Source organism: Klebsiella sp. BDA134-6 (genome assembly GCF_015601345.1).
In the GTDB taxonomy this organism is placed as follows: domain Bacteria; phylum Pseudomonadota; class Gammaproteobacteria; order Enterobacterales; family Enterobacteriaceae; genus Klebsiella; species Klebsiella grimontii.
On the sequence record NZ_CP064784.1, the window covers coordinates 1,311,873 to 1,334,002 of the forward strand.

Annotated in this window: 19 protein-coding genes; 17 read left to right on the forward strand and 2 right to left on the reverse strand. The window is 42.3% G+C overall.

What is annotated here, in order from left to right; all coding sequences use genetic code 11:
* Positions 1-52 precede the first annotated feature (52 nt).
* A complete protein-coding gene (thiI, locus tag IYV58_RS06040) occupies positions 53-1,501 on the forward strand; it encodes a tRNA uracil 4-sulfurtransferase ThiI (RefSeq protein WP_032742058.1) in 1,449 nt (482 codons plus the stop codon).
* Positions 1,502-1,559: 58 nt separating this feature from the next.
* Here thiI and yajL read toward each other — a convergent pair whose 3' ends face one another.
* Together yajL and panE are read right to left on the reverse strand one after the other, a co-directional pair.
* Positions 1,560-2,150: a protein deglycase YajL gene (yajL, locus tag IYV58_RS06045; protein WP_004129704.1), complete on the reverse strand. Its 591-nt coding sequence runs from the start codon at positions 2,148-2,150 to the stop codon at positions 1,560-1,562.
* The gene (gene panE / locus IYV58_RS06050) at positions 2,113-3,024 is read right to left on the reverse strand and encodes a 2-dehydropantoate 2-reductase (protein ID WP_004129706.1); all 912 of its coding nucleotides are present in this window, start codon (positions 3,022-3,024) and stop codon (positions 2,113-2,115) included. The genes yajL and panE overlap by 38 nt, the downstream gene beginning before the upstream one ends.
* 142 nt (positions 3,025-3,166) lie before the next feature.
* Between panE and IYV58_RS06055 the strand changes: the two genes are divergently transcribed.
* From IYV58_RS06055 to IYV58_RS06130, 16 genes are all read left to right on the forward strand, one after another.
* Entirely contained in the window at positions 3,167-3,658 is a 492-nt protein-coding gene (locus IYV58_RS06055) for a YajQ family cyclic di-GMP-binding protein (protein ID WP_004129715.1), read from the forward strand.
* 1,223 nt (positions 3,659-4,881) lie between these two features.
* Positions 4,882-7,539, forward strand: coding sequence for a two-partner secretion domain-containing protein (locus IYV58_RS06060; protein WP_195729694.1), 2,658 nt, complete (start codon positions 4,882-4,884; stop codon positions 7,537-7,539).
* A 64-nt stretch (positions 7,540-7,603) separates the two neighbouring features.
* Positions 7,604-9,250, forward strand: a complete 1,647-nt coding sequence (locus IYV58_RS06065) for a ShlB/FhaC/HecB family hemolysin secretion/activation protein (protein ID WP_195729482.1) — start codon at positions 7,604-7,606, stop codon at positions 9,248-9,250.
* A gap of 18 nt (positions 9,251-9,268) precedes the next feature.
* Positions 9,269-9,637, forward strand: coding sequence for a holo-ACP synthase (acpS, locus tag IYV58_RS06070; protein ID WP_075208570.1), 369 nt, complete (start codon positions 9,269-9,271; stop codon positions 9,635-9,637).
* An 18-nt stretch (positions 9,638-9,655) separates the two neighbouring features.
* Positions 9,656-10,411, forward strand: coding sequence for a 3-oxoacyl-ACP reductase family protein (locus IYV58_RS06075; RefSeq protein WP_004129725.1), 756 nt, complete (start codon positions 9,656-9,658; stop codon positions 10,409-10,411).
* A 3-nt stretch (positions 10,412-10,414) separates the two neighbouring features.
* The gene (locus tag IYV58_RS06080; protein ID WP_032742060.1) at positions 10,415-10,963 is read left to right on the forward strand and encodes a hotdog family protein; all 549 of its coding nucleotides are present in this window, start codon (positions 10,415-10,417) and stop codon (positions 10,961-10,963) included.
* 19 nt (positions 10,964-10,982) lie between these two features.
* Positions 10,983-11,264 carry an acyl carrier protein gene (locus IYV58_RS06085; RefSeq protein WP_004129731.1) on the forward strand — a complete coding sequence of 94 codons (282 nt, stop codon included), beginning with the start codon at positions 10,983-10,985 and terminating at the stop codon, positions 11,262-11,264.
* A 31-nt stretch (positions 11,265-11,295) separates the two neighbouring features.
* On the forward strand, positions 11,296-12,456 hold the full coding sequence (locus IYV58_RS06090) for a glycine cleavage T C-terminal barrel domain-containing protein (protein ID WP_087828321.1): 1,161 nt from the start codon (positions 11,296-11,298) through the stop codon (positions 12,454-12,456).
* An 82-nt stretch (positions 12,457-12,538) separates the two neighbouring features.
* Entirely contained in the window at positions 12,539-15,100 is a 2,562-nt protein-coding gene (locus IYV58_RS06095; RefSeq protein WP_112165836.1) for a beta-ketoacyl-[acyl-carrier-protein] synthase family protein, read from the forward strand.
* Positions 15,101-15,104: 4 nt separating this feature from the next.
* Positions 15,105-16,325: a beta-ketoacyl synthase N-terminal-like domain-containing protein gene (locus IYV58_RS06100; RefSeq protein WP_049114697.1), complete on the forward strand. Its 1,221-nt coding sequence runs from the start codon at positions 15,105-15,107 to the stop codon at positions 16,323-16,325.
* The gene (locus IYV58_RS06105; RefSeq protein ID WP_142481225.1) at positions 16,326-17,288 is read left to right on the forward strand and encodes an ATP-binding protein; all 963 of its coding nucleotides are present in this window, start codon (positions 16,326-16,328) and stop codon (positions 17,286-17,288) included.
* A 13-nt stretch (positions 17,289-17,301) separates the two neighbouring features.
* The gene (locus IYV58_RS06110; RefSeq protein WP_004129744.1) at positions 17,302-18,009 is read left to right on the forward strand and encodes an ABC transporter ATP-binding protein; all 708 of its coding nucleotides are present in this window, start codon (positions 17,302-17,304) and stop codon (positions 18,007-18,009) included.
* Positions 18,010-18,040: 31 nt separating this feature from the next.
* Positions 18,041-18,637, forward strand: coding sequence for a hypothetical protein (locus tag IYV58_RS06115; protein WP_227676901.1), 597 nt, complete (start codon positions 18,041-18,043; stop codon positions 18,635-18,637).
* Positions 18,637-19,947, forward strand: coding sequence for an ABC transporter permease (locus IYV58_RS06120; RefSeq protein ID WP_049114699.1), 1,311 nt, complete (start codon positions 18,637-18,639; stop codon positions 19,945-19,947). The genes IYV58_RS06115 and IYV58_RS06120 overlap by 1 nt, the downstream gene beginning before the upstream one ends.
* Positions 19,948-19,956: 9 nt before the next feature.
* Entirely contained in the window at positions 19,957-20,745 is a 789-nt protein-coding gene (locus tag IYV58_RS06125; protein WP_195729484.1) for an outer membrane lipoprotein-sorting protein, read from the forward strand.
* The gene (locus IYV58_RS06130; RefSeq protein ID WP_195729485.1) at positions 20,742-22,130 is read left to right on the forward strand and encodes a hypothetical protein; all 1,389 of its coding nucleotides are present in this window, start codon (positions 20,742-20,744) and stop codon (positions 22,128-22,130) included. Before IYV58_RS06125 ends, IYV58_RS06130 begins: the two co-directional genes overlap by 4 nt.

Here is a 22,130-nt window from a genome sequence, read left to right on the forward strand (position 1 = left end):
ACAACTTTTTATGCTTAAAGCCCCGTCGGGCTTGCCAACGAATAGTGTCGCCATGAAGTTTATCATTAAATTGTTCCCGGAAATCACCATCAAAAGCCAATCTGTGCGATTGCGCTTCATTAAAATTTTAACCGGGAACATTCGTAACGTTCTCAAAAACTACGATGAGACGCTTGCCGTCGTTCGTCACTGGGATCATATCGAGGTCCGGGCGAAGGATGAAAATCAGCGTCCGGCCATTCGTGACGCCCTGACCCGTATCCCGGGTATCCACCATATTCTGGAAGTCGAAGACGTTCCTTATACTTCCCTGCACGATATTTTCGAGCAGACGCTGCCGCTGTGGCGTGAAGCGCTGGAAGGTAAAACATTCTGCGTGCGCGTTAAGCGTCGCGGTAAGCATGAGTTTACCTCAATCGAAGTGGAGCGCTACGTCGGCGGCGGCTTGAACCAGCATATTGAAACGGCGCGCGTAAAGCTGACCGACCCCGATGTGACGGTTAACCTCGAGATCGAAAACGATCGTCTGCTGCTGGTGAAAGGGCGCTACGAAGGTATCGGTGGTTTCCCTATCGGCACCCAGGAAGACGTGCTGTCGCTGATTTCCGGCGGTTTCGACTCCGGCGTCTCCAGCTATATGCTGATGCGCCGCGGCTGCCGCGTGCATTACTGCTTCTTTAACCTCGGCGGCGCTGCCCATGAAATCGGCGTGCGTCAGGTTGCGCACTATCTGTGGAACCGCTTCGGCAGCTCGCACCGCGTGCGCTTCGTGGCGATTAACTTCGAGCCGGTGGTGGGCGAGATCCTGGAGAAAGTCGACGACGGTCAGATGGGCGTGGTGCTTAAGCGCATGATGGTGCGCGCGGCGTCAAAAGTCGCCGAACGCTACGGCGTGCAGGCGCTGGTTACCGGCGAAGCGCTGGGACAGGTCTCCAGCCAGACGCTAACCAACCTGCGCCTGATCGACAACGTCTCGGATACGCTGATTCTGCGTCCGCTGATTTCGCACGATAAAGAGCACATTATTGACCTCGCGCGTGAAATAGGCACCGAAGATTTTGCCCGCACCATGCCGGAATACTGCGGTGTTATCTCGAAGAGCCCGACCGTGAAAGCGGTGAAGGCGAAGATCGAGGCGGAAGAAGAGCACTTCGATTTCAGCATTCTTGATAAAGTGGTGGCGGAAGCGAGCAATATTGATATCCGCGATATCGCTCAGCAGACCGAGCAGGACGTGGTGGAAGTGGAAACCGTTAGCGGTTTTGGCCCTAACGACGTGATCCTCGATATCCGTTCTATCGACGAGCAGGACGATAAGCCGCTGAAGGTGGAGGGCGTGGACGTCGTTTCGCTTCCTTTCTATAAGCTGAGCACCAAATTTGGCGATCTCGACCAGAGTAAAACCTGGCTGCTGTGGTGCGAACGCGGGGTGATGAGCCGCCTGCAGGCGCTGTATCTGCGCGAGCAGGGCTTTGAAAATGTGAAGGTTTATCGCCCCTAGTTTCTCAGGAGCAAGGCGCAATCATCAAAAACGGCAACCCAGGGTTGCCGTTTTGCGTTTATTCGTAGTAGTTATAAATACCGGCCGCCATCACCAGTTGGGAGGCGACTTCATGCGCTTTTTCGCGTCCAACCAGCAGATCGATCATCTTGAGGGCGAAATCAATAGAGGTTCCCGGCCCCTGACTGGTGAGCAGCTTAACGCGAGCATCCCAAACGACGCGCTTATCCTGCCACTGCTCGGCGGGGATTTGCTCTTTCAGGGCCGGAAACCCGGTCATATTGCCAATGGGGAAGAGGTTATGCGGTACCAGCACGGTCGCCGCCGCGGCGCAAATAGCCGCTACGATGCGCCCGGAAAGATGAAACTGGCGTACTGTTTCAACCAGCAGCGGGCTGTCGCGAAAGTACTCCGCGCCTTTAATGCCGCCGGGCAGAACAAGGATATCGAAATCGCCGTCGGCCACTTCCACCAGCGGCGCATCGGCCAGCAGCTTAACGCCGCGTGAGCAGACGATAGTCAGGCTGCCATCGCCGGCGACGCTGGCGGTGGTGACCTTTATCCCGCCGCGAACGAGTAAATCAATGGTGGTGACCGCTTCGGTCTCTTCGCTACCAGGGGCGAGGCAAATCAGTGCCGACGCGCTCATATTCATTCTCCTTACGCTTTACCAGTTCAAACAGGCGGGTATTCTCAGGTACGGCGATACCGTGGGCTCGGGCGCGTTTTAACAGATAACCGGTGATATAGTCGATTTCCGTATGGCGCTGGGCGAGAATATCCTGCAGCATAGAGGAGGTATTTTCTGCCGTACTTTCAATAACCTGATGTACATAGAATAGCAGGTTTTCCGGTGAGGTATGCATCCCCTCGCGATCCATCACCGCCGCAACTTCATAACAAATCGCGGCGACCTCCTGCGGGTATTCGCGTAAATCGCCGTTCTGACAGTTTTTTAACGCCGTCAGCGGGTTAATGACACAGTTTACCGCCAGCTTGCTCCAGGTCGCGGGGTAGATATTGTTATGCCAGGCGACGTCGGGCAGCACGCCCTGCAGTACATCGGCGAGATAGCTATAATCCTCAGGATAGGCTTTCGCCGGGCCAATATGGCTGGTGCCGTTGGCGACGTGGACGATCACGTTGCCGTCGCGGCGGGCCGCCTGCGTTGTCGAAGCCAGTAGCAGCGGCTGCTTGAGGGTCTTAAGCTCGTCAACGGTACCCATACCGTTGTGCATGAGCAGAACAGGTACTGACGACGGCAGAATGGCGCTCAGGTTTTTTACCGCGTTAGAGACCTGCCAGGCTTTGAGGGTGACCAGCAGCAGGTCGCTGCTGGCGAGAAAATCAGGATCGTTAGCGGTAAAAGATTCATTAAACACGCTGCCGTCGGTTTCAATCACATTGACACTACAGAATGGCTGTGGGACGCGTAACCAGCCCTGGACTTCATGTCCGTGTTTGAACAGCGCAGTTAGCCATAACTGTCCCAGTGCACCGCATCCGAGTACGGTTACTTTCATTATTCCTCCTCACCTGTGAGTGCTGCATCAGGTGCTCATGGCTAAAGTATAGCGTTATCAGTTATCCTTTCGGGATAACAAGTTGAGTTATGTCGCGTTGCGGGTATTATGCAACGCAAAAGAAACGGAAGGAGAGGAAAAGATGCCATCTTTCGATATTGTCTCTGAAGTCGATCTTCAGGAAGTTCGAAACGCCGTAGAGAACGCGACCCGTGAAGTTGAATCGCGTTTTGATTTTCGTAACGTCGAAGCGAGCTTTGAGCTGAACGAAAAAAACGAGACCATCAAGGTCCTCAGCGAGTCTGATTTCCAGATTAACCAACTGCTGGATATTCTGCGCGCTAAGCTGCTGAAACGCGGAATCGAAGGCAGTTCTATTGAGGTGCCGGATGAGTTCGTGCACAGCGGTAAAACCTGGTTTGTCGATGCGAAGCTGAAGCAGGGCATTGAAAGCGCGACGCAGAAAAAAATCGTCAAGCTGATTAAAGACAGCAAGTTGAAAGTACAGGCGCAGATCCAGGGCGAAGAGATTCGCGTCACCGGTAAGTCTCGCGACGACCTGCAGGCGGTTATGGCGCTGGTGCGCGGCGGTGATTTAGGTCAGCCGTTTCAGTTCAAGAATTTCCGCGATTAGTCAGCATGTTCAGATAGTTTGCGCTTATCCGGCTCATGAGACCGGATAAGCCGCAGCTCATTTTCACTCACATTCTTAATCATGACTTTTAAATGTGAAATAAATGAGTTCAACTACACAATAATATTCACTTCAATTAATCAGTCCCCTCTCAGCCTTCAACTGGGCCCTGTTCTCAGGTATCAAACCCGCGTATCGAGTATGATTGGCAAGCGGTACAGAGTACGCCAGTTGCATAATGCTGGCGATAGGCAGCAAGGTTATGTCTTTAAACTTGCATTCAAATTTATAATTCATGTTCTGCCATGCTAACTCCTCAGTAGCCTATTCATTTACTTATTAGCGTTTTTATCGATTAAAAAGTCGGTTGGATTATTGGATACTCACTATTTTTCCGCTATGTAAAATTTGTACGATCGGGAAATATGAAGCTTTTTTATTCATCGTGATTATTATTTTCCTGGTTTTTATTATTATAATTTAATGTTCAACAACACATTGTATAGGGGGGCAAAGTGATTTCAGCAGAGTAATACTAACATCTGGATGCTTACAAGATTTCTCACTCTATTAATCTTGTGAAATGAGTTTTCTAGCGAATAGTACCTGGGTGAATGGTGATTTTATCTGAGGTTGAGATTTAAACCCAACAAAATCAAAGAGTTGGTGAGTGTTTTTAGACGGTGTTATTCCTTTGATTTGCAGGAGAAAAGAGTCATCACAGAGTCGAGGATGGTAAAACCCTGAGGATTATTTTTCAGGAAATATTCATTTTTGATCTTAGTCATGAAATTCTGGAAGTTAATATAATGGGTGATAATTCACTTTTATTTATAAAACTATTCGGGGAAAGTATAGCGAAGTCAGTAAAGTGTTGTATGAAATCGCTGTGGCCGATAAGGATAATATAAGCGGCCTTAACGATAAGGTGCAGTACAGGTATAAGCTTAAACGGGTAACAACCTCTGTAGAGGATGAATTTCGTAATTTCAAATTATAATCCGCAATACGTTTTGCTTAAAAAACATTAAAGTTTATGCTTCATATATTTCATAAATCATATTGGCTACTTTATACAAGATGTTGATGAATTGAATGTGATTTACACTCAAGGATCGGTACGCAAATTAGTGTACTAAAAATGGCCTAATGTGAATGATAATGCTGCACATTGTGTAATTCCATTAGGCCGTGCTCTATCAATACTATCTGAAAAGGTTTATATGAAACATTACGCGAATAAAAAGAGAATGCTAAAATTAAATCCTCTTGCTGCTTCTATATTACTGCTTTTGCCGGTAATAGCCCATGCTGATATCTCAATTATTAATGGGAACGTCACGTTAGCAAACGGTGTTCCTGTTGTGAATACTAAAGAAGCAAATAGCAAAGGTCTTTCACATAACGTTTATGAATCACTGAACGTGGGCAAAGAAGGGGTTATTTTCAATAACTCCGCCAGCGCCGTGCAAACGACACTGGCGGGGCAGATTGAGGGTAATGCTAATCTCGCGGGTGGAACCGCGAAAGTTATTTTGAACGAAGTAACTTCAAAAAATGCAAGTACCATTAACGGGATGATGGAAGTGGCAGGCGACTCAGCTCATCTGATTATTGCTAACCCAAATGGGATTACCACCCAAGGGGGCGGTTTTATCAATGCGGAAAAAGGGACGCTGACGACCGGTAAGCCAAATGTAAAAGATGGTGCATTAACAGGTTATACCGTGAAGGGCGGCAATATTGCCATTGGTAACTTCCAGAGCGAATCACCTACAGAAATTTTAGCCCGTAGCGTCAAAGTGAATGGTAGTCTGAGGGTTGATGAGCTATCAGTCATCGCAGGCAATAACGTTATTGATGTCGATGGTTCTATCACCGGCGCAGTGGAGGCCATCGATAAAGCAGCTTCCTATGGCGTGGATGTCTCTAAACTCGGTGGTATGTATGCCAACCGTATTAATTTGATTAGCACTGAAGGCGGCGTTGGGGTACGTAATGAAGGGACTATAGCCGGCGGTGCCAGTGGTCTTAATATCACTAGCAACGGTAAGCTAATAAATAACAGCGCTATGATCCAATCTAGTGGCGACATCGCTGTAAATACTAATGGTGCTCTGGATAATATAAGCGGTAAAATTAACAGTGGTAGAAGTATTACAATTGAGACTGCTAAAAACAGCATCAATAATACCAACGGGGGTAATATTTCAGCTGCATCAGACATCAACATTCTAAGCGGTGCACTGGATAATGCCAATGGTAAGATAGCGTCAGGAGGAATGTTAGCGGTTAATACCAATAATAATAAACTAAACAATTCTGGGATAAGCAAAAATGCTGGTATCGAAGCTGCCATTGTACTTATCGAGAGCGGAGAGCTCAGCAATAGTAATGGCCAAATGCATGGCAATTATATCAGTCTGAAGAATAGCTCTATGAACAATAACTCTGGTGTTATTGATTCCTACGGAAACGTAGAGGTTGATAGTGCTGGTAACATTGAAAATATAACTGGATTGATTCGGTCCAGCGTAGCCGATGTAAAAATAAAAACTACTAAAGCCGTTAAAAATAATAATAATAAATCACTCGATCCGGCCGGTGTAGAAGCCAAAGGAATAATTTCTGGACGCGCAACAGAGATCACTGCAGATTATATTTTTAATAATGCTGGAACAATCACCTCAGCAGGTGATATTAAATTAAAGACGGCTCGAGATATCGATAACTACCAGGGAAAAATGGAAAGTAGTCAGAATATCTCAATCGAAGGACGTGAACTGCGGACCAGCCAAACAGGTATCACTGGTGTAAAAGGTATTAATATCGAGCTTAGCGACAAATTTGATAGCCGTCTTGCTGTGTTAACTTCTACCGAGGGTGACGTATCTGTTAAAGCTAACAAAATTATTAATGACAGCTCATTGATTCTCGCCAAAAATATCAACGTTGAATCAGGTTCATATCTGGACAGCAAGTATTCAATGATGGTCTCCGATGAAAATTTGACGTTAAAGGCGGAGGGCGATATTAATGTGAGCGCTAGTAATATGTTCGGTCCTTACGCAGGACAATATTTAGGTTTCATGAACCAGGAAGGCGGCGTAATAGCTGGTAACAACCTGAATATTAGCGCAAAAAACGTCAACAATACCTCTGGGCGTATTGTCTCTCAGTCGGGAGATGCAAATATTAACCTTTCCGGTACCCTGACAAACAACAAAGGGCAGGTGGTTGCTAATTCCGGCAAAATGAACATCGCTGCCAAACATGTTGCTGCGAGTTATTCAACTATTTACAGTTCAGGCGACATGAATATCAATGTTGACTCTCTGTCTTTAGACGGTAATGGATCTATCGCTAAAAATACTGCAACTGGTATTATTTCCTCGGATAGAGATATTTTCATAAATGTTAATGGTGATTATTTCAATAATGGCTGGATTAGTGGGAAGAGGGATGTGACTGTAAAAACTACCGGCTATTTAAGAAATTCTCATACCATTAATGCTGATGGTAATCTGAACGTTAGTGGATACACTGTTGCTAACAATAAAGATATCGTTTCTGGTAAGCTATTGACGATTACTACCAATACTGATTTGACTAACAATGCAAATGGTAATATCACTGGGTATACTACCAGGGTCGATGCGAATAATATCTCTAATATGGGTAACCTGGTTGCTACATCGCAATTGAATTTGAATGTCGCAAATAATATCTACAATTATTTGAATATGTATACCGAAGGAAAAGCAGTAATCAATGCCAAAAAAGTTATTAATACTGGTTTTTGGGCCGTCTTTGGAGGGGCTCAGGGGATTCAGACAGATGCAAATATAACAAATATATTTGGCACTGTAGTTGGTAAATAAATAGAACGCTAAATATAAGGTAAAGGCAGCAAGGGATTGCTGCTTTTATCTGTTAGGATACGAAATGGATATTCGATATATTTTCAGTACGGCTCTGATATTAATGATCTTCAGCTCAAAGACATTTGCAGATATGCCGTTAGGGCGTATGATAAAAGAACAGCAGAGTAATGATAATACATCAATCAAAGAGCGGAAGATTGAAAAAAAAGATGTTTTTTCGCAAGCCGTAGAGAAAACAGCGGTGGATAGTGACTTTCCACCAGAGATGCCTTGCTATAATATTGATGAGCTTGTTCTCGAAAATGATTTCCTTGACGATCTCTGGATACATAAAATAAAAAAAAGAGTCGCCGGTATGTGTTTGGGGGTCAATGGGTTACAAAAAGCAGCTGTGGTTTTGCAAGATCACTTTATTAATTCTGGGTATATAACAACCCGAGTCGAAATACCTTCTCAGGATCTTTTAACTAAAAAACTAAAGTTAAGAGTTATTCCCGGGAAAATATCAAAGGTTATCATAGCTGATAATGATATAAGTACATGGGGGTTGCCCTTTAAAGAAGGTGATATTCTGAATATCAGAGATATTGAGCAGGGTTTAGAAAATATACAGAGGACGCCTTGGGTTGATGTAAAGATAAATATCATACCTGGCGTTAACAATGGCACCAGTGAAGTAGAAATCAAACCTCAGCGTACTAAAAGATGGAATTTAAGAACAACATATAATAACTTTGGTGACAAAAGTACTGGCACCCAACTCTTAGGGACAACTGGTTATCTTTATAATCTAACGAAATCTAGCGATCTTTTTTATTTGGCCGGTACGAGTAGTCAGACAGGTGGGTATAAAAATGTTAGTTCCTACTATAGTATTCCTTTTGGATACTCTGAATTAAGCCTTTTTTATAGTAGAAGTAAATCAAAACAGAGTATTGATATTGGTTACTATGATTTTGACTATGTTGGTGAGACCAAGTACTTTAGTCTCAAGGGAACAAGGATGCTGCATCGTGATTCGAGCTCAAAGCTTTACGCCAGTGCAGAACTCATCAGACGCAAGTATGATTATACATTAGGGGGAGAGGAATTAGTTTTACAAAAGCGCGATATGAGTAATTTGAAATTCGGAGTAAACTATAAGAAAAATTTTACCGGGGCCGTATTAGATTCTAGTTTAAGCTGGCAACGTTTTATCAAAGCATTAGGAAGTACAGAAACGCCAGATATGCGTAACGGAGATGTGAGTCGCCAGAGTCAGATCATGAATCTGAATGTGAATTATATAAAATGGCTCACTTCAGTACCGGTTAACGCTTATTATGAACTTAATCTCGGTGTACAGTATACACCGGATAATCTTACTCTACAGGATCAGCTTACTATAGGCGACCGATGGAGTGTTCGTGGCTTTGATGATAGCGGAGGAATCTATGGTAATAAAGGATTCTATATACAGAATACGCTCAATATTATTACTGGTTATAGAAACATAACTCCCTATTTTGGTCTGGATTATGGCCAAATCATCGGTAAGGTCCCGGTACAAGAGATTGAGAGTAAAAAAATAATGGGCGGAATAACAGGTTTAAAAGGAGTTGTTTATGGTTTGGAGTACGATTTATCATTATCGAGTCCTTTTGTCTACCCCGGAAATTTAAATGTGGATAAGTATAAGGTTAAGTTCAACTTTAATTATCAACTATAACTATTGTAGCGATAAATCATGCGTGTTGGCACGGATATTGTTGAAGTGGAAAGAATTACTAAAGCCTTAATGAATAGCAATTCATGCTTTTTACAGCGAGTGTTTACTCATGCTGAGATTAATAAAATTAATCCGCACAACCCCGATTATGAGCGTGCTTCGGGATTCTGGGCGGCAAAAGAATCAATTGTCAAAGCAGTGGGTTATGGGTTTAGCAATAAAATCCGCTTTCATGATATTGAGGTCACGCATGATGAATATGGAAAGCCTGAATTTTTGATATCCGGTAGACTTAAGGAAATCCTCAATGAACAAGGAGTTCTTAATATCTCTTTAAGTATTTCTCATTGCCGTACTCATGCAATCGCGGTGACCATTCTTTGTTAATTAAGGTAATCAATATAAATGTATAATTATAATGATCTCGTTGATAAAACCGTATTAGTCACTGGAGCCAGCGGTGATATCGGTCACGCCATTTGCGGCAAGTTTCTTGAGCAAGGATGCGTCGTTTATGCTCTTTACTGTACAAATAAGGCACAGCTAATTGAGCTTCAAAAACATCATCCTGCAGGAACAAAACTGCATCTTCTGCAGGGAGATCTATCAAATCAGGAGGATGTATCGGCCATATGTGCACAATTATCCAGAGATAAGGGGAAACTGGATGTCTTAGTGAACAATGCAGGAATAGTGAAAGATAGCCTCTTTGCTGCTATGAGTTTTGATGATTTTAGCTCTGTTATTAATATGAATCTTCTGGGGCTCTTTCGCTTGACTAAAGAGGTCTTGCTTTTGTTACGTTCGGCCAATAATCCTACGATTATTAACGTTGCATCTATTGCTGCTCTTGTTCCGAGTATTGGTCAGGTTAATTATAGCGCCTCCAAAGGTGCCATTTTAAGTTTCACACGGACGCTGGCTGCTGAGCTTGCGCCGCGGGGGGTACGAGTAAATGCCGTTGCGCCGGGAATGATTGAATCAAAAATGGTTAAAAAAGTGTCTCGTACGGTAGTGCGTGAAGTCACTAATTCAATTCCGCTTAAGCGCCTTGGTAAATGTGAAGAAGTTGCAAATACTATCGTTTATTTGAGCTCTTCTGCTTCCAGTTATATTGTCGGACAAACCATCGTCATCGATGGTGGCATGGTTATGCGGTGATATATGTCCAAATTTAAGATCCCGACGAAAGTCTTTCTGGCTATGGGTGGGTGGCGCCAGCCATTGCTAATGGTGGATAGAATAGATGATTTTAAGTATGGCGAGAATGGATATGTTAAAGTGACAAAGCATGTCACCTATAATGAACCGTATCTTCTTGGCCATTTTCCTGAAGATCCTATCATGCCCGGTGCTATTATTTCAGAGATATTTGGACAGGCTAGTGAATATTTATCTTTTTTATGTGATATTTGCGATATTTATCAGCTACGCACTGGGAGAGAATTCCGAACTCTGCGTGATATCCATACATGGATAGATCAACCTGATCTACTTGAAGTTATACATATGCGTCGGGCGCAGGTACGTGGAGTACTGGCTGCGCAAAATTTGAAGTTTAAAGCCTCAGCTTATCCTGGGGATACTATTGAAGTAGTAAGTAAACTCGCGTTTTCTGATAATAATGGCTTTAAGCATTATTCGGTAATTGCCAATGTAGGAAAGAAAATTATTAGCCAGGGCACCATTATCAATTTTCGGGAAGTGTTATAATTTATCGTAAGGGAATATTATGACTGACATTAATGAGAAGATCGACCAAAGAAAATCAATACTTGTGACTATAAAAGCGGAGCTTATTCATCGGCTTAATATTCAACGTGAGGAGCATCAAATTGATGACGATACTCCACTATTTGGCAATGGATTGAAGCTTGACTCTGTAGATGCGACGGAGGTTATCGTCATGCTTGATAAAGCTTTTAACATTCAAGTACAGGAGGGCGATGATCCTTCATATATGAGAAGTATTAATAGCCTTGCGTCATTTATTATTCAGAAAAAACATTCCTGATATCAATAATGTTAATTTATAAAGGTGTTTTATGAGCTCGCTTTTCGATTTACATTTAAAAAGTAATGCTGTGATGGGAAATTATAACAACCGGAGCATACCTTCTTCCTATCATGATATTTTAGATGAATATAAAGCGGTGAGAGAAAATGCTTTGCTGGTTGACTATTCTCATATGGCAATTGTTAGCGTAACAGGCGATGATGCATGGATCCTGGTAAATCATATTGCCTCTGCTGACATTTCAATTGTAAGAGATGAACAAGGCATTTATTCACTCGTCTTGAATGACGACGGGACTATTCTTGGTGATATGTATGTGCTATGTACAATGGATGGTTATTATATCCTGTCTGAAGATATTTCTGTTGCCAGGATTATAGAAGTCCTTAATATAGCAGCGGCAAAATATGATGATTTAGGTATTCAGGAGATCCCGGAAATAAAATCCATGGAAGAAGATGACTGGGGTGCTATCATGCTTGAAGGCCCATATTCCTGGGAGTTGATGTCCGAGATCTATGGATATGATATCATCGGTCTTCCTTATTGCGAATATATGAATACTGACGATGGCTTAATTGTCTTTCGCTGCGGTAAGCATGGGGAGTTTGCCTATCAGGTGATTGGCCCTCAAATTTTGCTTGTGGAGCTATGGGTTAAATTACAAAAACTTGGAACTAAGTACTTACTTAAAACTGGCGGCTTAGATTACCAGCGTATAGTTCGTGTAGAAAACCCTGGTTGGGATAAAAGCATTTATGCCGAATATTCAACAAACCCTGTCGAATTACAATTGCAGTGGGCTATCCAGTATGACAAGGAAGATTTCAATGGTAAAGCTGCTGCAGAGCTGATGTCTGCCCAGACTACTGCTCGTAAAGTCGTTGGTATTGTTCCGTGCGTTAATTGCGCGTCGCTTAGCAAGGGTGATAAAATCCTGGTTAATGGACAGACTGTTGGGCTTGTGATTAATGCCGTATATTCTCCTGCTGCGCAAAGTTGGATAGCGTTGGCGTTTATTAATAATCCTTATGCACTATCAGATATAGACGGTTATACAATAAAAACTGCTTATGGTGATATTGCGGCAAAAACCAAAACCTTACCTTTTATATATAACTTTAGTTTGCTGGTTAACCCAACAACGCATAGTTATATTGACCTATCAAAGGCAAAAAGTGTTTTATAAAGCTTAGATAGTATTAAGGTTAACTAGCTAACCAGCGGTCGTTATTTTTTTTGTTGTTTAAATCAAGGGTTTTCCGGATATTATGAAAACAAACAGGAAAAGAGTAGTTATCACCGGGATGGGCATTCTGTCATCTCTTGCGGATAACATTGAAGATTTCAGGCTAGCGCTGTTACAGAAGGAAAATGGTATTACAGATAGCGTGCGTTTTTCGGAATGGTTTAAAAACGCACGGGCGGCCGAAGTACTACATGATATCGACTGTTCTGAATTATCTGAGGAGATTATCGCTTCGCTCGATAATGCTGCGCTGTGGGCATATAAGGTTGGTAGGGACGCCTTGATACAGGCCGGCCTGGTAAACAGCCATCGTTGCCTTGATGAGATGGGCTTAATTGTTGGTGTTTCCTCTGCAGGTACTGAAGCCTTCCTGCCATTTTTTGAGCAGCGAATTCAAGATTTTTCCTTACGTAAGGCGTTGTACTCCGGTGGCTTCTCTTCCTGTTGCTCCAGCGTTTCGACATTGTTAGGACTGAAAGGTGGGGTCGAATTGGTTGCAACGGCCTGTACCGCGAGCCCTAATGCTGTAGGTATGGCATTCGATTTTATTCAGAATGGTAAGAGTAGAGCGATGCTGGCAGTTGGGACGGAACCGATCTATTTACCGACCTTTGCTGGATTTTATGCACTCAATGTCATGCATCCCGTATCCTGTTCACCTTTCTCCGGCCAATCCGGTATGTCAATTGGCGAGGGTGCGGGGGCTATTGTACTAGAAGAGTATGAACACGCCATTGCACGCGGCGCTACCATCTATGGCGAGATTCTTTCTTATGCCACATCCTGCGACGCTTACCACGAAACAGGGCCCGATCCGCGAGCCAGCGGCGCAGTACAGGTTATGCTAAAGGCCATGGCTAATGCGGGGATTACACCTGATCAGGTTGATTATATAAATGCGCACGGCACCGGTACTGAAGCTAACGATCAAATCGAAACGTTGGCGATGAAGAAAGTATTTCGCGACATTAAAAATATTCCGATCAGCTCTACTAAATCCTACTTTGGCCATAATATTGGCGCTGCCGGAATCGTTGAACTTATAGCTTGCCTGGTAACTTTGCCTGACCAACAGGTTCTACCCACCCTTAATTTCACTGAGGCACGGCCTAACTGTGATCTGGATTATGTCCCGAATGAGTTCCTGAAAAAAGATATTAATATCTTTATGAAGAATAACTACGCATTCGGTGGTAACAACTGCTGCATGATCGTTAGCACCAGGCCAGGGTCGGTTCCGGTTACTTCATATGAGGCCAAAAGGGTAGCGATAACTGGCATAGGGGCTGTATCCGCTATTGGGCATCGTATCAATGAAATACTTACGAATATTAATGAAATTGAAAGCAGTGCCGTCGAGCTTGAGAAAATTATTTTCCCTCAAGATGTATTAAATGAAGCTGAAGATTTGTTGGATGTTTTAATAAAGAGCAGACAGTTTGAGGAGCTTTTTGGGGAAAATTATGGCATCGCCCGCCATGAAGTTTCGCATGAACCAACCACCTTTAAAACTTTCCAGGTCAAAGGGCTTGAACCGCGTAAACACCTGCGCCGTTTCGATTCGCGTAAGGCTACTCGCGGCGGCACCTTTGCCCTAATTGCGCTTACGGAAGCACTAAATATGGCTAAGCGACGTATTAAGCGTGATGGAGAAGAACTCGGTCTGATTATGGGCATGGCACGTGGTCCACAAGAGACGACTTATAAATATTTGCAGAGCCTTAAGCCAGACCCTGGAAAGGTACGCACGTCGGAGTTTCCTGGCTCATTGATGAATGCGATTGCAACTTTTTGCGGTATTTCTGAAGGGGTAAAAGGTTACACCACTACTCTTGCAACCGGTGAAAATGCGGCTCTTGGTGCATTAACATATGGTTATGAAATCATTCGCCAGCAGCTTCAGCCGCAAGTTATTGTCGGGGGCGCTGATGAGTATTTCCCTTCAATGTCTCTATATATGGATGCTGTGACGCAGAAGATCCTCGAGGCTTCTGAAGTCAGTGACTATCAGGTCTATGCTAAAGAAGTGAAGGGTTACGTACCTGGTGAAGGTGCGTGTATGTTAATGCTCGAAGATCCGTTGGATGCGGTTGCACGTGGTGCAGAAGTTTTAGCGGAAGTTGTCGGGTATGGTAAATCATGCAATAACAGTTATTTTGATGTTACTCAAATTGATGAAAAATCCAGCGCAATGGCGTTAGCCATCGAACGCGCGCTTAATGATGCAGGAATCAATGCCAGAGATATCGATTTGGTATGTGGTACTAGCAATGGAAGCATCGAGAATTCAACAATCGAGTTGAATGCTATACATGAATCATTTCGTCAGGTTAATCCAGCAGTCCCGGTAGTTAACTACAACGCCTTTTTTGGCTTCGTGGCTTCGTGCTCAGGCTTGTTGAACCTGGTCATACTTCTTGATTGCATTAAAAAGCAGGCAGTTCCGGCTATACCTTATACCAGCGAGTTTAATGATCAACGTATAAATTTTGTGCATCAGCCTTTGAGTATCAAAATTAAATACATATTGCTAGTAGGGGCTACGGAAGGCGGAAACTACTACGCAATTATTATCAAAGGATAATACGATGGACAGGAAGTCTATTATATCAGGCTATAGCGTTCATTTACCATTTGCCGATGATAGTTCACAGCTCATTGCAAATCTGAAACAGGGAAAGAGTGTGAAAACTTCACCTTGGTTCAAGTCGAATGATGAAGCTATTAAGTGTGGGCTTCGTAATAATGTCAATGTTGCAAAGATGGAATATAGCAATGATAGTATTCCTGAATTACTCTATCGCCTTATTGATGAGGCCTTGAAGCAGTCAATGCTGGATGTGAGTTGTCTTCGAGAAGATAATATCAGAGTCTATACTACTGGTATAGGGCCTCGAGTTGATGTTATCGATTATCATTCTTTCACTACTTATAATGACATTGAAGATCTCGCGCTGACTCCTTCAATAACAAATTTATGCGTCAAAAATATGTCTCAGGACATAATCGCAGCGCTTTTGGCTAAAAAATATTGTTTGAGGCATCTACCACCTAATATTAATTGCACCAGTAACTCCGGGCTTACAGCCGTGCATTTGGCAAGTCAGGCAATTGAACGCGGTGGTATAGAGCTTGCGCTCATTATTAATATATCTCAGATAAAATCCCAAGATATTTGGTTTCTCTCAACTCAATCAATGTTGGATACAGATATCGTTCAACCGTTTGGTGTAAATAGTAAAGGGGTGATCTTTGCTGAAGGTTATAGCGTTATGCTACTTGAAAGTGACCTCCATCGCCAGGCCAGACAACTTGTTGGTGGAGTGAGTATCAAGACTACTTATAAACAGATTAATGCCAGTAGAAGTAACGATGTTTACTGGCAGAGTACTTGTATATTAAAACTAGTCAATAAACTATTGAATGATACGAAAGTTAAAATTGAGGATGTGTGCGCGTTTATCCCTCATGGTAATGGTACAGCGTTCAGTGACAGCATTGAAGCAAAAGCTATTGCTATTCTGGCAGGGGGGGATACGCTACCAGTCCTCGCTTACAAAGGGCAAATAGGTTATACCGCCACTGGTTCTGGATTGGTAGATTTAATAATTGGTCATTATACAATTAGTTGTCATGAGCTAATAAAACCGGTAATTAATGAACCTATTATTAATGATATAGCACGCCACTTTCTTACCGGGCCGGGGGTAATAAAACATAACAAAAACTATTTACTTAAAACCGGCTTAGGGGTAGATGGATCGATTATCACAGCATTGCTGTCCAATACCGGCAGGGAAGCTAGCTAAATGGATGATGTTATGCATTTATTATCATGGTCTCTTATTGAGCCAGAGGCACCTTTATTTTTATACAGTCCCAGTTGGCTTAATGTTTGGGAAGCACATTCCTATAATATGGCCTTGAAAAATACTGATGCAAATAGCTGGGCTTTTAAGCGATTTGGTACTCGCACAGATGCCTATGTTAAAGAAGTAGTGAACAGAACTAATTACATGGCGTATATCTCGGCGTTAGAAAAAGTATGCGATGCCGCAATGCAGACGTTATCCCAGAAGGAACGTATGCTATTGATGAAATCACGAACCGCCTTCATCTATGTTGACTCATGGGGAGAAGCGGCTAGCTTTGAATATGATATTAGTACGCTGCATTTATCTACTATTGATACGCTACCTAAAAACTTAGTAAAAAAATTTTCTGTAGATAATGTGACTTGTAAAATCCGCGGGGAAAAAAATGCGCTGATTCAGGCAATGCGTCTGGCACAGGACTATTTAAACTGGGATGTCTTTGATTTTGTCATTATTTGTGGTGGTTATCGTTCCATACCATTGTTAGCTTTTACCGCAGCAAATATCACCCCCCGGCGTAAAACGAAAAAATCGCGAAACATCCCTGGTATGAATTTATCCATTGAACGCGTAGGATGTTTTATTTTTAGCCAGACTACCGGTGACCTAAAAATAAACTGTGGACCCTATTTGAGTACAGACTTTTCTCGGTATGATAAATATCATGAATCAGATATTGATTTGATCGCATTTTCTGGTGAAGACTGTTCAATAACGCCGTTTTTTAACAATTCTGTAAAATTACTTGATCTTGAGAAGAAATATGGTTTCAGTGGCTGTATAACACCAGCTTTAAGCTGGTGTTATATTTTTCAGCACGCATTTAATGGCGGTCGCATGAGAACAATCTTACCTGACTGTAATAACGGCGTTAGTTATTTTGATACCTGGTATTAACCGTGAGGCAACAATGAGAACTAATATTAAAGAATTGCCAGATATTTCATTGTGTGGTGTTTATAAAAATTACGGAATGGATGAGAATGAGGTTGTCGCGCTTAAAAATATTAACATTGATATAGCTGCTGGAGAATTTATGGCTTTATGTGGGCCTTCTGGAAGCGGCAAAAGTACATTGCTAAATATATTGTCCGGAATTGATAACCCCTCAGCGGGGCATGTTATTTTTCTCAATAAAAATATGAATGCGTTGTCAGAGAGAAATCTGGCAGCAATTCGTAGTAAACATCTGGGATTTATTTTCCAGTTCTTTAATTTAATTCCAGTACTTAATGTATTTGATAATGTTTTTTATCCATTGATACTAAATGGCCATTTTGATGCCAGAACGGCAAAGGAGCGAACCCTCCATTTTCTGAATAGCGTGGGATTATCCGATCTGAGACATCGGAAACCGGGGCAGCTATCTGGCGGACAACAACAGCGTGTCGCCATAGCAAGAGCACTTGCACATGAACCTCAGATTGTCGTTGCAGATGAACCTACGGGAAATCTTGACCAGGCGACGGGAGACGCAATTCTGGATCTTCTACTAAATATCAATCATCAAACAGGCACCACTTTTATCATCTCGACCCATTCTACTCAGCTAACTGAGCGCGCGCGACGAGTGGTGGAAATCCGTGATGGAGAATTAGCTTATGATTCATATAAATAATTTATTCAGGTTACTATGCTTGAGCCTGTCTATGATTGTAGTATCCGCCACTGCTGCCGCCTCTTATGCGCCTGTAGTAGAAAGCATACTCCATAATGGGTTTCCAACTCAGCCTGAGGTGTTAGCAAAAACAACCCAATCTTTATCCGATGAGTTCAAAGAGACAGGGAACATTGCTTCGCTGGTTTTTTACGCCTACGGGATGTTGAGACAAGCAAATTATTTTGTGGGTACTAATGATATTATTAAGGCTTCTGAGTACGCAAAAACAGGTTTCTTTTATCTCGATGAAGCTGTGGATTTAAATCAAAACCAACCACTTATCAGATATCTGCGTGCTAAGGTCGATGCGTACCTACCTGCAGATTTGGGACGTTGCGTCATTACTCTCGAGGACAGCGACATACTATTAAAACAAAAATTAAGTAGTAGAATTCGAGATAACGTCAATGATATGCGTTACAGAGCACTTTATAACTGTAAACTATATCAACAGGCAAGCCAATTATTATCAATGTTACAGGCGCATAACCCAAATAAAAAAATTGATATGTATTATAACGGTTCATCTAGTTGGGATCTTGACGAAGTTACGCAAATTATTAATCCCTTAGCGAGGGTCAAATAATGTCAATGGATATGGTTTTCGTAAATGGTTTTGTGATTATAATTTTTTTATTTCTCATCTATTGTGTCATTTTCCGCTTTCGTGATGCCAGGTTTTCTTTTTTGAATTTATTAAGGCATCGCAGAAGATCTTTGTCGACGACGTGTGCGATAATTCTTGGCGGTGTGGCCATTTTTTTATATGGCGGTTTCATTAGTTATTCTTTCTGGATTCTCCAGCAGCAAATAATCCGAACAAATATTGGTCATGTACAAGTGTATAATAAGGGGTATTTTGATACTGCAAATAAGAGTAAATACCTTATCAATAATTATGCTGATCTAAAGCATGATATGATGAATAACTCTTCGCTTGCTGGTGATATATCGACTCTTTCGGGGCAGCTTGAGTTTACAGGAATTATTTCTCAATATGAAAATGAAACCTCAAGCTATTTTTCTGCTCAGGGGGTTGAGCCTTTACCTGCCCTGAAATTAGGCGCCTTTGATAAAATAATATTGGGTAGTGATTTATCTCGCGTAAAACGTAATGAAACAACAATAGGTAGTGGGCTGGCAAAAACGCTTGCCGCTGGTTATGGTGACTGGCTTGATGTTATGGTGGTTAACACGTCAGGTGGCCAGGGAGCTTTATCGTTAAAATTGCGTGGGATATTTGAATCCGGTATTAAAGATTATGATGATGTAGCATTGAAAGTTCCGCTAGATACAGCACAAAGGATTATGGGCACAGATGGTGTGAGTAAAGTGCTTATATTACTGAATAATAATAACGTTGATGCATTTATGGTCAAACTAAAAAAATATATTACTGACAATAATTTGCCGCTGGTTGCAAAGGACTGGAAAGAAACATCTATTTTTTATCAACAGGTTGAGGGAATGCTCTCAGGTATATATTTTTTTATCAAACTTATTGTGGCGCTGATTGTCGTATTTATGATTGGTAATTCAATAACGATGAATATCGCTGAGAGAACGCGTGAAATAGCCACCCTGAGAGCTATTGGTCTGGAGGCCTCCCATGTGACATTATTATTTTGGCTGGAAGGCATTTTTATCGGCGTGTTTGGTGCCATAGGGAGTCTTGTGGTGGGATATTGTTTGGCTGCGATGATCAATGTTTATGGGATTGCTATGTCGCCATCCCCCGGCCAATCGGTAGGTTATACCGCATTTATTAAGATCGATAATGTCGAGCTTTTCTGGACTACGCTGGTTTTACCGATTTTAACATCAGCTCTTGCGTCTATTCTTCCTTCGTATCGTGCATCACGGCTCAATATTTCTGCTGCGTTTAAATATTCCTGAGGGATGAATATGAAACACCTGAAATGGCGCTTGTTTATTTTTATTGCTTTTTTCTCTTCGTCCTATTCAATAGCCGAGACTCTGGCGCTACAGGCCACGGATATTATACGTTTGGCCGATGATATTCGTTCGCCTAATGTACCTTTCCGCTATATGGTAACGGTTCTTGAATATAAAGAGGGTGGCGAACAACCGGAGAGTAAACAAATTCTCGATGTGTCAATGCGTTTTATGAAACCTGAAAATGGCTCGCGGGCAGATGCACGTTCTTTAGTTCGATTTGTTTATCCTCCACGGGATAAAGGGAAGATTATGCTCTCTGATTGGTACGAACTCTGGTTTTATACACCTGATCTGCGAAAACCTATACCTATTTCACCGGCACAAAGACTGAGTGGCCAAATTTCAAATGCAGACGTTATCGTAACTAATTTTGAGTACGCCTACGATTCTATAATCGAAGGCACTGAATCTTGCGGACAGAAAGTCTGTTACAGACTATCACTGAAGCGTAAATCGGATAAGGTAACTTATCCAAAGGTGATATATCTGGTCGAAAAAGGAGAGGATTTCAGGCCCTATCAAGCATCTTATTACTCCCTTGACAACCAATTGCTCAAAAAAGTCTTATATAGGAATTATCAGCAGATTTTAGGGAAATATCGACCATCTGAAATTGTTGTACAGAGTACTAGATATGCTAAAGGCTATTCAGTGATGAAATATAGTAACGTCAGACTTGAAACATTACCTGAGTATTTCTTCACGAAAGAGGCGATGTTAAGGGGGGGGCAATGAAAATATCTCTCCCGGTCCTTATTCCTTTTTTTACTTTTGTTTCTACCTGGGTTCATGGACATTGCCTGTCCGGGAGTGAGTTGAAAGATAATATGGATATTACTTTGACAGAGCAGATTTCATATGTAAATAAAGAGCCGTCAATTTGGAAAATTGATGGTCGCAATCCGTACACAACCAACAACGTTTATAATGATGTTGCGTTAGGTATAAAAGGCCAGTGCGAACTAATAGATAATAACCTCAATATGGATTTTTCATTTTCTTCCTTAGGTTATTATGCGATTCGCAGCCCAGGAGCTTTTGAAAAAGATAAAAATCATGCAAGAATATTGATAGATCAACTGCGTTTTACCTATGCTTTATCTGATACAACACGACTTGAAGGTGGGAAGCTGCGACCTTCGAAGGGGGCGTTTTTCTTAAAATCCCCTGCTACACTGCTGACAAATTATTATTCCGGCTTTAAAGCCACTCGGATTTATGGGCCAGCAATGGAATCAGCTTATAGCGAATCTTTTTGGGGTGCCACATTATCCAAAGAGTACCAGGAGTATAATTTTTTACTTACAGTAGCTCCCCGATTCAGCAGTATCGATAAGTACTATGAATCATCAGGTAATTGGTCTGCAGCACAGCGCTCAAATAGCGAAGAGCGCTACCTATTAAGCTATAATGATTACCGCCTGGCTAACCATCGGCTGTCCGCTAATCTATTATTAGGTGATAATTCGGCATTTTCATTATCAGAAATATATAATTATACATCACAGTTTTTAATTAATGCAGAGTTTTCCTGGCATAAAGGCCAGCAGTGGCGCCACTTCTCAACCGATAAAAAAGAGGCTGTACTGGCTGGTGTTTTTCCATCCTCACTCTATTCTGCGGAGGATAAACAAGGCGTTGAGTTTGCGCTTGGTGGGCAGTATACGACAAATAGCTTTAGCGTATTCGGTTTAGAGTACTATTTTCAGAGTGAGGGATATTCGAAAAAGGCCTGGCAGGATCAAATTGATTTCATTCGCTTGATGGGGTACAGGACTGGCTACGATTTTTTAGATCGGGCGTTTGATAATTATAAGTATCTTATGGCCTCAGAAATTAGTAATACTTCAAATAGAGGCATGCTGTTATCCAAACATTATTTTAATACCTATTTTAGTCTGCATAATAATGACCAGTCTACTTTGCAACCCTATACAATGATAAATATAACGGATGGAAGTGTATTGTTTGGCGCCCATTTTATTAAACCCTTGCAAGGTAAGTGGGCGCCGCTTGAGTTATATTCCGGTGCATACAGCTCATTGGGAAGTTCTGAATCAGAGTTTGCTCTTTTTGGTGAAACCTTAAGCATTTATGTCGGTTTTAAATACTACCTATAA

Bases quoted from the DNA above. Each gene is read 5' to 3' on its own strand.
- IYV58_RS06080 (WP_032742060.1), top strand. From the start codon at position 10,415: ATGTCCAAATTTAAGATCCCGACGAAAGTCTTTCTGGCTATGGGTGGG.
- IYV58_RS06095 (WP_112165836.1), top strand. From the start codon at position 12,539: ATGAAAACAAACAGGAAAAGAGTAGTTATCACCGGGATGGGCATTCTG.
- IYV58_RS06075 (WP_004129725.1), top strand. From the start codon at position 9,656: ATGTATAATTATAATGATCTCGTTGATAAAACCGTATTAGTCACTGGA.
- IYV58_RS06055 (WP_004129715.1), top strand. From the start codon at position 3,167: ATGCCATCTTTCGATATTGTCTCTGAAGTCGATCTTCAGGAAGTTCGA.
- IYV58_RS06065 (WP_195729482.1), top strand. From the start codon at position 7,604: ATGGATATTCGATATATTTTCAGTACGGCTCTGATATTAATGATCTTC.
- IYV58_RS06105 (WP_142481225.1), top strand. From the start codon at position 16,326: ATGGATGATGTTATGCATTTATTATCATGGTCTCTTATTGAGCCAGAG.
- IYV58_RS06125 (WP_195729484.1), top strand. From the start codon at position 19,957: ATGAAACACCTGAAATGGCGCTTGTTTATTTTTATTGCTTTTTTCTCT.
- acpS (WP_075208570.1), top strand. From the start codon at position 9,269: ATGCGTGTTGGCACGGATATTGTTGAAGTGGAAAGAATTACTAAAGCC.
- IYV58_RS06090 (WP_087828321.1), top strand. From the start codon at position 11,296: ATGAGCTCGCTTTTCGATTTACATTTAAAAAGTAATGCTGTGATGGGA.
- IYV58_RS06060 (WP_195729694.1), top strand. From the start codon at position 4,882: ATGAAACATTACGCGAATAAAAAGAGAATGCTAAAATTAAATCCTCTT.
- panE (WP_004129706.1), bottom strand. From the start codon at position 3,024: ATGAAAGTAACCGTACTCGGATGCGGTGCACTGGGACAGTTATGGCTA.
- IYV58_RS06100 (WP_049114697.1), top strand. From the start codon at position 15,105: ATGGACAGGAAGTCTATTATATCAGGCTATAGCGTTCATTTACCATTT.
- thiI (WP_032742058.1), top strand. From the start codon at position 53: ATGAAGTTTATCATTAAATTGTTCCCGGAAATCACCATCAAAAGCCAA.
- IYV58_RS06130 (WP_195729485.1), top strand. From the start codon at position 20,742: ATGAAAATATCTCTCCCGGTCCTTATTCCTTTTTTTACTTTTGTTTCT.
- IYV58_RS06110 (WP_004129744.1), top strand. From the start codon at position 17,302: ATGAGAACTAATATTAAAGAATTGCCAGATATTTCATTGTGTGGTGTT.
- IYV58_RS06085 (WP_004129731.1), top strand. From the start codon at position 10,983: ATGACTGACATTAATGAGAAGATCGACCAAAGAAAATCAATACTTGTG.
- IYV58_RS06120 (WP_049114699.1), top strand. From the start codon at position 18,637: ATGTCAATGGATATGGTTTTCGTAAATGGTTTTGTGATTATAATTTTT.
- IYV58_RS06115 (WP_227676901.1), top strand. From the start codon at position 18,041: ATGATTGTAGTATCCGCCACTGCTGCCGCCTCTTATGCGCCTGTAGTA.
- yajL (WP_004129704.1), bottom strand. From the start codon at position 2,150: ATGAGCGCGTCGGCACTGATTTGCCTCGCCCCTGGTAGCGAAGAGACC.